The organism is Pseudonocardia sp. MH-G8 (genome assembly GCF_002262885.1).
Lineage (GTDB): Bacteria > Actinomycetota > Actinomycetes > Mycobacteriales > Pseudonocardiaceae > Pseudonocardia.
This window is the reverse complement of record NZ_NKYF01000001.1, coordinates 273089-283981: the sequence shown is the minus strand read 5'-3', so window position 1 is coordinate 283981 and position 10893 is coordinate 273089. Positions and strand designations below refer to the sequence as shown.

The window sequence follows — 10893 nt, the reverse complement described above, 5'->3', positions numbered from 1 at the left end:
CCCGGCAACAGTCGCGCTAATGCGGGTCGCGCGAGCAGGTCGCTCGCTGTCGGCGTCAAGCGAGATCTACTCCGGCGATTTCCCGCCACCGATACGAAGCCGATTCTCTTCTCAGCTCGACGAGCCTGAGCTTGACCACCTTGCAGACCACTGGGGGCAGGGCCCGATACTTCCCGATCGAGCGACGAATCTCCTCGGCCTTCTGGGGTGCTCCGCTGTAAGCAATACTCACATGGGGGCGAAACGAGTCCAGTGCTGATGGGATCTCGCGGCCAGTCACCCATGTCGATGCAGATCCAACTGCATCGTAGATCTCGAAAAGACTTCTCCACGGAGCAACGCTGAAGCGGACGGCCCCCCTCGACGCGGCCAGAGGGCCAACGGTCAGTGAGAAGTCGCCCATCTCAGAAGAGAGCGCTCGTACCCGATCGGCGATCGAATCGATCACGCTCCGGTCGATCTCGTCTGTGAAACCCACTCTTCGTATCGTGAGATGCAGTGCATCCGTGGGGACCTGATCAAAAGTATGCGCACTGCACGCCGGAAAGCATTCTTCTGCCATGGCAGCCAGCTCTTCGTTGCCTGCAAATGACAGGATCCAGTGGTACGACCGCCGCCCATCGCGCCATCCCGGCCGATCCCAGTGGTTGACCATCTCGTCAACCTTTTCGAACGCCGCCCAGTCATTGGCGGCGATTGACTTATGATCGTCGATGTCGGCGGGAAGCTCAGCGGGGAACGGGCTTGTCATGTCTCCATACTCATCACGTTGGTGCGAGACCATTGCACGAGCTCGCTCCGGAATTCTTGAACCTCGTGCAGTTCGCCCCACGACCCGAGCCTCTCGTGGAGCTCGAACGCGCGTTTCTTGACCGAGGCGATGGGGTTGCCATCCGTCGTGCGCAGAGCTTCCAGGCCGAGCGTTGCTGACCGCTGCACTTCCGGCCGCTCGCCGGTGATGAGCGCCGAGGCGACGTCGAGCCGCACGAGGGCCTTGCTCCAGTCGGAGTCGGAAACCTCGACGGCGACCTCCGCGGCGCGCGCGTACTCAAGTACCTCGTCTCGGCGCCCGAGTGAGAGGTACGCGGTGGCGGCGTTGGCTGCCGCTCGTGGCTTGTCGTACGCGTCGAACGAGATGCACGGGATGATCCCCATCCGGTTCGTTCGCTCAGCTCGGGACAGCAGGTCGAAGCCTCTCGACACCGCTTCGTGGACGCCGGTCAGGTTCTGGAGCTTGCCCAGTGCGCGGGCTTCCCCGTTGAGCGCGAGGCGGATCGCCTGCGAGCCGCCATTCGCGTATCGCTGGCCGTTCTTGGCCAGCTCCAGTGCTTCCGTGTAGGCGCCGCTGTAGTAGGCCGCGAGGCTCTCCGTGCCCCGGATCCATGCCAGGACGTCCTTGGCGTCGATCTGGGCGGCCAGCTGAAAGGCCTCCGCGCAGTAGGTCCGCCCCAGCGATGGCCGGCCCAGGTTGACCGCCATGTACCCGAGCAGACCGGCGAGCTTCGCCGCGATCAGGTACAGCCGTTCGCGCTGTCTCGGGTGCTGGTGGCCCTGGAGGTAGTCGTGGCTGAGCGATCGGAGCGACCGGACCCTGCGTGCCAGCATCGCCGGGCCGTCGGTCTCGTACCGCTCGACGACGTCGTTGATCGCGAACGCCAGGGCGTCCAGAACGTCATCGTCCACGTTCACCTGCACGAACCACTGCATCCGCGCCAATGCATCCTCGGCCTCATCTACTGGCGACTCCTCGCGTGGTCCCGCCTCCGGAGCGACGAGCGCGCTGCTGTCGCTCACGCCTGTCTTGTGGAGAAACCTGCGTGCGTGCCGCTCCGCGGCCGCTCGCGCATGGAGCGCGACCAGTTCGCCGCCGGCTTCCAGTACGGCGTCGATGGCGTTGACGACCTCCGGCGACGGGAAGCCTGCTCCTGCCCTCTCGGCTCTGCCCGTGTACTCCCGCGAGTAGGCAGTCCGTGCTGCGAGCTGCCCTTGCGTCAGGCCCATCGTCACGCGGCGACGCCGAATCTCGGATGCCAGCAGGTCGTGCATGTCGCGCGGCTCGCTGTGGTCGGCAGGGTCGGCGTTCGGGTCGCTCACGTGTCTGGTCTCCCCTACTTGCTCGGCCAAGTCCAGGGCACCGAGGCGGGGAACAGAACGTGTTCCCCGGAGTTCCCCCGTTACGTCCCATTGTAGCCGTGCTGTCACATGGGGTCACCAATCGCTTGCAACTCGGGAGAACATCCGTGACCGATCCGAGCACGTCGACCACACCTCGTGTCCGACGACAGTTACCGATCCTGCCGCACGCCGAACGAGCGGCAATGAACCCCGCATTAACCGATGTCATCGAGTACCGCAAATCCGGATTGAGCGTCAACCACGTTGTGGGGTGCCCGCTCGACTGCGGCTACTGCGTTCGTCACCTCTTCGACAACTTCGGCCTGAAGACCCCGCGAGCGCTGATGTCAGACCAGGAGGCGTTCTACCTCCTGGTCAACCATCCGTCGTTTCTCCGCGACGTGACGCCGCTGCAGATCTTCAACCGGGCCACCGATCCGATGCTTGCATCCGTCAAGCCGCACACGTTCGCGATGCTGGAGTTGCTCGACAACGCCGGTCTGCGCAACCACGTGCTGGTGATCACCCGGTGGCGCGTCGATGCGGACGACTGTGATCGGCTGAACTCGTTCGCCAACATCCGGCTCACGCTGCTGGTGACGCATTCCGGGATCACCGACCCTCGCATCGAGCCGGTGGACTCAGGAATCGCGTCGAACTCGCTCAGGACGGCGTACGAGCAGGCCGAGCGCTTTCGCGCGGTGTTCTACTGGCGGCCGCTCGTCCCGGGCCTCAACGACACCGACCGGCATCTGGCCGAGGCCATGGAGCTGACCCGGTTCGCCCACGCGACGGTGTACACCGGGCTGTTCTACCGGGACCAGATCCGGGCCTACTACCAGGCGCACGGGCTGCCGGAGCCGTACGGGGACACGGCGCGGCGCAAGATCCTGCCCGGAGGGCTCGAACAGCGTGTGCTTGCCGCCGCGGCCTCGAGGACAGGTGGTTCGCCGCTCTTTCGCAAGACCTCCTGCGGTGTCGCATACGCCCATGGGATGGCCGACTACAACGGGCACTACGGCATCCGCGAGCTCTGCGACATCTGTCCGTCCGCCCAGGTCGACCGCTGTTCCAGGGCCTGGGCCCGGCCCGATCCGGCGCCGGTCGCCGCCGCGGTGGCTGGGCTCGGCGGCGAGTTGGTCGCCGTCACCGAGCGCGCGGTCATGGTGAAGGGTCTGGACGAGCAGCGCCGGTACCTGCTGCAGCACACGCACGGCTACCAGGTCCACGACGTCGCCAAGCCGCACCACCGAAACCGCCACGGCCGCGCCGACCTCGGATGGACCACCACGGAAAGCGAGACATCCCCATGCTGAGGCTCACCCGGCCGCTCCCGCAGGTCATGGACGGGCAGCAGCTCGTGGTCGTCGACGTCGAAGGCAACGGCCAGCGGGAGCCGGAGATCGTCGAGATCGCCGCGCTGCCGATCTCGGGCACGGCCCCCGTCCCGTCCACGGACCTGCGGACCTGGCTCGTCCGCCCGCAGCAGCCGATCACGCCGATCGTGATGCGCAAGGTGCACGGCATCAGCAACGACGACGTGGCCGGCTGCCCGTCCTGGCAGGACGTCGCGGCCGACGTCACCGAGACGCTCGGCGACCGGGTGCTCGTCGCGCACAACGCGTCCGTGGAACGCAGCATCCTCGCCACCCACCTGCCCGCGTGGAAGCCGGTGCTGGTGCTGGACACGATGAAGCTCGCCCGCACGCTCTGGCCCGGCTTGGTCGGCTACGGCCTCGAGCGGCTGGCCGCCCACGCGGAGATCGCGCTGCCGCCGCAGCCGGCCGGGCAGCGCCCGCACCGTGCGGGCTACGACGCGCTGCTGACCGCAGAGCTCCTGGTTGCACTCGTCGTCCACGCCGATCGGGACGGCCACGACTGGGCCGAGATCGTCGCGGCTGCCGGCGGCGCACCTCCGCAGGAGGAGGGGCTGTGGTGAACGTCGAGCGGCCCGTCACCATCGCGGTCGCCGGAACCCACTCCACCGGGAAGTCGACCTTCCTGGCCCGCCTCGCGCACGCGCTCCGGCGCGACGGAGTCGAGGTCGCCACGGTCGCGGACCTCGCCGAGCAGGCCCACCGCACCGGACTGCCGATCCTGCACTCCCACAGCTACCCGTCAACGTTGTGGATCATGACCCGTGGGATCAGCGAGGAGCTGGCGGCGTGGCCGCACGCGGACGTGCTCCTCGTCGACCGCCCGGTCCCCGACGCTCTCGGTTACTACCTCGCGGCGCTCGCCTATCGCGACGAGACACCCGACCCGGCCGCGATCGAGCACCTCAGCGCCCTGGCCCACCACCACAGCACCCACTACGACCTCGTTCTGCGGACGGTCCTCGACGGCACCATCCCGATCGGCGAGGGCCGCGACCGTAACCACCGGTACCGGCGTCTCGCCGATCATCACGTCGAGCGCGTTCTGCTCCAGCTCGGCATCGGCCACGAGCTGCTGCCCGCGGACCAGCACGACCCGACGCTCGAACGAGTCGCGGACTTCACCCTCGACCGGTTGGCTCGAACATCCTCCGTCGGACCATGACGGCGAAAGGCGATCGACGATGAACGTCGGCGCGCCAAGGGACGAATCCGACCAGGTTCGAAGTGCAATCTGGTTCATCTCCACCCAGCTCGGCGGAACTCAACGCGTACTCACCCGCCACCGGAGAACGGCAAACGGTCTCTGCGTGGCCTGCTCCACTGCGAGACCAGTGCGGTGGCCCTGCACGATCGCCAGCATGGCTCTGCTCGCCGCCGCACCCGCGTCCGGCCGGTGATCGTCAGTTCGGTGCGCGGACGGCAGCATGTTGCCGTTCCCGCACCGAAGCGATGATCACTGCCGACCAGGAGCGCTGCGCCGGCGGCCAGGAGCCTGCCGCCGCGGCCGTGCCCGTCGTGGTGCCCGTGGCCCAGCGGGAGACTCGCCGTGCGGGAACGGGGACTCGGCGGAACGGGAGACTCCCCGGGCAGGGACAGGCTCCTCAGCGGCGGGCTACGACCAGGTCCCCGTCGGTCTCGGTGCGCAGGCCCGCCCGGGTCAGCTCCGCGGCGAGGCCGGCGGCCGAGAGGACCCACCACTCGTACTCCGCGACCGCCGTCTCCAGAACGACGCCGTCGCGCAGGGTGGCGTACTCCATCCGCCAGCGCACCGACTCCGGTCCGGTGGGCTCGGCGCTGCCGGTGCCCTGGTAGGTCAGGTCGCCCTGCCGGACGCCGAACGGCGGCCAGGCGGGAACGGCGGTCGCGGTCTCCGGGGGCTGCACGTTGAGCACCACGGGCGCACCGGGCGCGAGGCGGGCGGCGATGCCGCGCCAGAGTGCGCGGCGGGTGTCCGGGGCGAGGTGCCCGACCATGTGCATCCCCACGACGGCCGCGAGCCGCTCCGGCAGGTCCACCTCGGCGGCGCCCACGGGTAGCACGGTCACCCGCTCACCGCCCGCAATCCCGCGCAGCCGGGCGAGCAGCACCGCGCGCAGCGATCCCGACGGCTCGGCGGCGAGGACGGGACAGTCCGGCACGGCGGCGAGTATGCGCTCGGTGCCCAGGCCCGTGCCCGCCCCGAGTTCGAGCACCGGTCCCGCTGCCGGGTCGGCGCCGGCGAGGGCGCCCGTGAGCCGGGGCCCGAGGTCGGTCCACATCGGTCCACTGAGCACGTGCAGGTAGGGCGCGGAGGCGTCGTACTCGGCGTAATGGGTCATGATCTCTCCTCTGCGGGGACGAGCCGCCAGCCCGCCGCGTGCGTGCGCCGCTCCCAGAACTCGGCGTAGGTGCCGCCGACCGCGAGCAGCTCGGTGTGCCGGCCCTGCTCGGCGACGACCCCGTCCCGCAGCACGAGGATCCGGTCGGCGGCTTGCACCGTCTGCAGCCGGTGGGCGATCACCAGCACCGTGGCGCGGGCGGCGAGGTCGGTGACGGCCGCGCCGATCGCCGCGTCGTTCTCCGGGTCCAGCGCGGCGGTCGCCTCGTCGAGGACGACGATCGGGGCGTCCTTGAGCAGGGCGCGGGCGATGGAGACCCGCTGGCGCTGCCCGCCCGACAGCGTGGCGCCACCCTCGCCGACGCGGGTGTCCCAGCCGGCGGGCAGCTCCTCGACGACCTGCGTCAGCCCGGCGAGCCCGCCGACCCGGTCGAGATCGTCGGCGTTCGCGTCGGGGCGGGCGAGCCGGACGTTGTCGGCCAGCGTGCCCTCGAACAGGTAGACGTCCTGGAAGACGCTCGCGACCAGGCCCATCAGGTCGTCGGCCGCGATCTCCCGGACGTCGACGCCGCCGATCCGGACCGCGCCGGTGTCGACGTCGGCGAAGCGGGCCAGTAGCCGGGCGACGGTTGTCTTGCCCGCCCCGGACGGCCCGACCAGCGCGGTGAGCCCGCGTTCGGGCAGGGTGAAGGAGACGTCGCGCAGGACGGGCGTGTCCGCCCGGTAGCCGAACCCGACGCCCGCGAACTCGACCTCGTACGTCTCCGGTCGGCGCGGCTGCGCCGGTTCGGGCAGCGGTGGGGTGTCGAGCACGTCGGTGATCCGGGTGAGCGCGTTGCCCGACATCCGCAGGCTCGCGCCGATCTCGGCGCCGGTCCCGATCGTCTCGGTGAACCGTGCGACGAGCACGACCACGGCGATCGCGGAGGCGGGGTCGAGCGATCCGGTGAGGGCGAGCTGGACGGCGAGTGCCAGCGCGGCGGTGAACACGACGCGGACCCCGAACGCGAACGACACCAGGCCGGGCACGGCCAGCCCGATCATCCGGCGGTCCGCGTCGCGCTGGGCGACCAGCGCGTCGTCGAGGACCCGGTGGCCGTCGGTGGTGGCGCCGAACGCCCGCAGCACCGGCTGGGCCCGCGCGAACTCGATCACCCGCGCGGCGGCCTCGTGGATCACCGCGTCCCGGCCCCGGTCGCTGCGCGCGAGCAGGTCGTTGCCGACGCGGAGCACCACGAGCAGGACCGGCACGGCCACGGCGATGGCGATCCCGACCCGCCAGTCGATCACGAGGAGGGCGACCAGCACCGTGGCCGGGGTGACGACGGCGGTGACGAGCGGGCGCATCTGGTGGGCGGGCAGCGACATCACCTGCAGCACGCTCTGCCCGGCCACCCGGGTCAGCTCGCCGGAGCGGCCGCCTGCGAACCAGCCCAGCGGGAGCGTCACGACCGCCTCGCCGAGGACGTGGTGCAGCCGCCGGGCCACCCGGGCGCCGGTGCGGAAGCCCTCGTTCTGGGCGTGGAAGGTGATCGCGAGGAACGCCGCGGTGGCGAGGGCGAACCAGCCCAGCGGCGCCCACGCGTCGCGCGGCTCGGGCCCGAGCAGCGCGCGCAGCAGCGGGACGAGCAGGGCGAACGCGACCCCCTGCAGCACCGCCGCTGCGACCAGCAGCACGAGCAGCCTGCGCACGGGCCGGGCGTCCTCGGGGCCGAGCGCGGCCAGCAGCCGCCGGATCATCGCGGCACCCCCTGCCCGGCGAGGACCGTGCCGTCCTGGGCCGCCCACATCCGCGCGTACCGGCCGCCGATGGCGAGCAGGTCGGCGTGCCGCCCCCGTTCGGTGACCCGGCCGCCCTCGAGCACCACGATCTCGTCGGCTCCGGCGATGGTGTGCAGCCGGTGCGCCACCACGAGCAGGGTCCGGCCGACCGCCAGCTCGGAGAGCGCGTCGCAGATGGCGGCCTCCGACTCGGGGTCGGCGAACGCGGTGGCCTCGTCGAGGACGAGGACCGGGGTATCGGCGAGCAGCGCGCGGGCGATCGAGAGCCGCTGCCGCTCCCCGCCGGAGAACTCGGCGTCCTCCCCGACGACGGCGTCGTACCCGCGGGGGAGGGTGAGGATCCGCTCGTGGATGCGGGCCGCGCGGGCTGCCCGCTCGACCTCCTCCTGCGACGCGCCGGGCCGGCCGAGGGCGATGTTGTCGGCGACCGACGTGCGCAGCAGCGTGGTGTCCTGGAAGACGAAACCGACGCTGCGGTAGAGGGTGCGGGCGTCGAGCTCGCGGACGTCGACGCCGCCGAGCCGGATCGCGCCGCCGGTGACGTCGTGGAACCGGGGGACGAGCGTGGCGAGGGTGGTCTTGCCCGCCCCGGACGGCCCGACCAGCGCGGTGACGGTGCCGGGCCGCAGCTCCAGGTCCACTCCCGCGAGGGCGTCGGTCTCCGTGCCGGGGTAGCGGAACGCCACGTCGTGCAGGGTGACCGTGGTGCCATCGGGCTCGTCCCCGACCTCCGGCTGCGGCTGGACCGGCTCCGCGAGCAGCGCCTCGATCGATGCCGCTGCAGCGGTGCCGCCGCGCAGCGCCTGGATCCGGGGGCCGACCGCGCCCATCGGGGCGACGATCGCGGGGCCCAGCAGGGCGAACGGGATCAGCGCGGTGGCGGGCGTCGCGCCGGCCACGACGAGCGCGGTGCCGGCGCCGAGGAGCAGCAGCAGGACCAGCGACGGCGTGACCACGAGCTGGGACGCCGTGGTCACCGACGTGGTGCGCCGCTGCCAGCTCGCGAAGAAGTCGTGGAAGGCGTCGCAGGCCGCGACGAACCGGCGGTGTGCCGACCGGCCGCGGCCGAACGTCTTCACCACGGCGATGCCGTCGACGAACTCGACGATGCCGGCGTTGATCTCGGTCTGGGCCCTGCCGTACTCGGCCATCAACGGGCCCGCGCCGGACATGGCCTTCCGGAACAGCAGCGCCCCGGTGACGAGGGGGACCAGGGTGAGCAGCGCGAGCCGCCCGTCGACGGTGGCCAGGTACACCAGCGCGGCGAGCGGGGTCACGAGGACCGCGGTGACGTCGAGCAGGGTGTGGCCGACCAGGTAGTGCAGCGAGTGCACGTCGTCCTGCAGGGCCTTGGACACGTGCCCCGAGCTGCGCGCGGAGAACCAGCCGGGGGAGACGCGGCCGAGGTGCGCGGCGATCCGCCTGCGCAGCACCAGCTGCAGCCGGTTGTCCGCGAGGTGGGTCAGCGTCGTCGCGAGCGTGGTGGCGACCAGCGCGAGGACCGCGGCACCCGCGCCGAGGCCCACCAGCAACCACCCGGTGCCCGGGTCCACCGGGCCGGGACCGAGCAGCGCCCGGCCGATCTCGGCGACGGCGACGAACGGGACCACCCCCGCCACCGAACCGAGGGCCTGCAGCGTGACGGCGGCGGCGAGGGTGCCACGCACCGGCGCCAGCACCCGGGTCACGGTGCTCATGCCGGCCGCCCGCGGAGGATCGCGATCTCGGCCGTGGCGTGGCCGTCGACCTCGGTGACCTGCTCTGCCGCCAGACCGGATTCGGCCGCGAGGTCGGCAGTGGCGAGCGTGTGCCACTGGTAGGACTCGGTGACCTCGCGCACCGGGGCGCCGCCCGCCGGGCCGAACACCTTCCACGTGGTGTCGAAGCGCATCCGGCCCGCGCCGGACGGCGCGCCCGCGCTCCACCACTCGTAGACCTGGTCGCCGACGCGTTCGCGCAGCATCCGGACCGGCGGGATGGTGCGTGGTGCCGCGACGCCCATCAGCTCGACCGCGATCGGGGCGCCCGGGGGCAGTGCGCCGTCCAGCGCGCTCCACAGGGCCCGCCGCTCGCCGGGGCCGAGGTGGCCGATCACGCCGAAGACGACCGCGGCGCAGAACCGCTCGCCGGTGCGGGGCAGCCGGGCCGCGAGGTCCTGGGCGCTCTCGGCGGTGACGGTGACCCGCTCGCGCAGCCCAGGGTCCGCGGCGATCCGGCTGGTCAGCACGGCGCGCATGGTGGTGGCCGGTTCGGTCGCCACGATCGAGGCGCCCGGCACCTCCCGCGCGACCAGCTCGGTGATGCGCCCGGTGCCCGCGCCGATCTCGAGCACCGGCCCGGCCGTCGGGTCCACCCCGGCCAGCGCGACGGCCAGGGCGGGACCGCTGCTGGCGGCCTGGCGCTCGGCCACCAGCTCGTAGAACTCGCCCGCGGCGGAGTAGGCGCTCGCGACGGTGCTCACGGCGTGCTCGGGTGCTCGACACGGCCGCGGGACAGCGCCGGGTCCAGCCGGCGCAGCAGCGCGTCCACGACCTGCGCCCGGTGCGGGCCGAGGTAGAAGTGCCCGCCGGGGAAGGTCTGGACGTCCTCCCGGCCGTCGCCCAGCGGCGCCCAGCCCGCTGCCTGCGCAGGCGTCAGCTCGGGATCGGCGTCCCCCGTGAAGACGGTGACCGGGCAGCCGAGCGGGGTCGCGGGCGCGGGACGGTAGGTCTCGATGAGCCGGTAGTCGTTGCGCACGTAGCCGAGCACGGCCCGGCGCAGGTCGTGGTCCGCGAGGATCTCCGTCGCGGTGCCACCGAGCCTGCTCAGCTCCGCGCACAGCGCGTCGTCGTCGCCGAGGTGGACCTCGCCGCCGCGGGCGCGCACCGGCGCTTCCCGCCCCGACGCCACCAGCCGCCGGGGCCCCGGCCGCCCGCGGCGGCGCAGCTCCCGCGCGACCTCGTAGGCCACCGCGGAACCCATGCTGTGCCCGAACAGGACGTACGGTCGGTCCAGCGCCCCGGCCAGCGCGTCGCACACCGCGACGACCAGCGCGCCCATCTCGTCGATCATCGGCTCGCCGAAGCGGTCCTCCCGCCCGGGGTACTGCACGGCGAGGAGCTCCACGTCCGGCGGCAGCAGGCCCGACCAGCCCCGGAAGCTGCTCGCCCCACCGCCCGCGTGCGGGAGGCAGACGAGTTGCAGGCGCGCCGCGGGGCGCGCGGTGAAGCGTCGCAGCCAGGGATCGGGTGCCGTTCGGGAACTCACGCGAAGAACCGTACAACAATGGCGCGGATAATTGCCAAAGCATGCACTCATGGC

General features: G+C 71.9%; 10 protein-coding genes. 3 read left to right on the top strand and 7 right to left on the bottom strand.

What is annotated here, in order from left to right:
* Positions 1–55: 55 nt before the first annotated feature.
* Both CFP66_RS01230 and CFP66_RS01225 read right to left on the bottom strand, forming a co-directional pair.
* Positions 56–751: a 2'-5' RNA ligase family protein gene (locus tag CFP66_RS01230; RefSeq protein WP_158227997.1), complete on the bottom strand. Its 696-nt coding sequence runs from the start codon at positions 749–751 to the stop codon at positions 56–58.
* Positions 748–2094 (bottom strand): helix-turn-helix transcriptional regulator, encoded by a 1347-nt coding sequence (locus tag CFP66_RS01225; protein WP_094919896.1) that lies wholly within the window; start codon positions 2092–2094, stop codon positions 748–750. The genes CFP66_RS01230 and CFP66_RS01225 overlap by 4 nt, the downstream gene beginning before the upstream one ends.
* A 146-nt stretch (positions 2095–2240) precedes the next feature.
* On the opposite strand from CFP66_RS01225, the gene CFP66_RS01220 reads away from it, so the two are divergent.
* From CFP66_RS01220 to CFP66_RS01210, 3 genes are read left to right on the top strand one after another with little or no spacing between them, the layout of a single operon-like run.
* Entirely contained in the window at positions 2241–3431 is a 1191-nt protein-coding gene (locus CFP66_RS01220) for a radical SAM protein (RefSeq protein WP_233159050.1), read from the top strand.
* Positions 3425–4054 carry a 3'-5' exonuclease gene (locus CFP66_RS01215; protein WP_158227996.1) on the top strand — a complete coding sequence of 210 codons (630 nt, stop codon included), beginning with the start codon at positions 3425–3427 and terminating at the stop codon, positions 4052–4054. Before CFP66_RS01220 ends, CFP66_RS01215 begins: the two co-directional genes overlap by 7 nt.
* Positions 4051–4656: an AAA family ATPase gene (locus CFP66_RS01210; RefSeq protein WP_158227995.1), complete on the top strand. Its 606-nt coding sequence runs from the start codon at positions 4051–4053 to the stop codon at positions 4654–4656. The genes CFP66_RS01215 and CFP66_RS01210 overlap by 4 nt, the downstream gene beginning before the upstream one ends.
* A 439-nt stretch (positions 4657–5095) precedes the next feature.
* On the opposite strand, the gene CFP66_RS01205 is transcribed toward CFP66_RS01210, so the two are convergent.
* The 5 genes from CFP66_RS01205 to CFP66_RS01185 are packed head-to-tail and all read right to left on the bottom strand — an operon-like array spanning position 5096 to position 10839.
* Positions 5096–5812, bottom strand: a complete 717-nt coding sequence (locus tag CFP66_RS01205) for a trans-aconitate 2-methyltransferase (RefSeq protein ID WP_094919892.1) — start codon at positions 5810–5812, stop codon at positions 5096–5098.
* Positions 5809–7551 (bottom strand): ABC transporter ATP-binding protein, encoded by a 1743-nt coding sequence (locus CFP66_RS01200; RefSeq protein WP_094919891.1) that lies wholly within the window; start codon positions 7549–7551, stop codon positions 5809–5811. Before CFP66_RS01200 ends, CFP66_RS01205 begins: the two co-directional genes overlap by 4 nt.
* Positions 7548–9290: an ABC transporter ATP-binding protein gene (locus CFP66_RS01195; protein WP_094919890.1), complete on the bottom strand. Its 1743-nt coding sequence runs from the start codon at positions 9288–9290 to the stop codon at positions 7548–7550. The genes CFP66_RS01200 and CFP66_RS01195 overlap by 4 nt, the downstream gene beginning before the upstream one ends.
* Positions 9287–10054 carry a class I SAM-dependent methyltransferase gene (locus CFP66_RS01190; RefSeq protein ID WP_094919889.1) on the bottom strand — a complete coding sequence of 256 codons (768 nt, stop codon included), beginning with the start codon at positions 10052–10054 and terminating at the stop codon, positions 9287–9289. The genes CFP66_RS01195 and CFP66_RS01190 overlap by 4 nt, the downstream gene beginning before the upstream one ends.
* On the bottom strand, positions 10051–10839 hold the full coding sequence (locus CFP66_RS01185) for a thioesterase II family protein (protein WP_233159049.1): 789 nt from the start codon (positions 10837–10839) through the stop codon (positions 10051–10053). Before CFP66_RS01185 ends, CFP66_RS01190 begins: the two co-directional genes overlap by 4 nt.
* Positions 10840–10893: the final 54 nt, after the last annotated feature.

Bases quoted from the DNA above. Each gene is read 5' to 3' on its own strand.
- CFP66_RS01200 (WP_094919891.1), bottom strand. From the start codon at position 7,551: ATGATCCGGCGGCTGCTGGCCGCGCTCGGCCCCGAGGACGCCCGGCCC.
- CFP66_RS01195 (WP_094919890.1), bottom strand. From the start codon at position 9,290: ATGAGCACCGTGACCCGGGTGCTGGCGCCGGTGCGTGGCACCCTCGCC.
- CFP66_RS01205 (WP_094919892.1), bottom strand. From the start codon at position 5,812: ATGACCCATTACGCCGAGTACGACGCCTCCGCGCCCTACCTGCACGTG.
- CFP66_RS01215 (WP_158227996.1), top strand. From the start codon at position 3,425: ATGCTGAGGCTCACCCGGCCGCTCCCGCAGGTCATGGACGGGCAGCAG.
- CFP66_RS01230 (WP_158227997.1), bottom strand. From the start codon at position 751: ATGACAAGCCCGTTCCCCGCTGAGCTTCCCGCCGACATCGACGATCAT.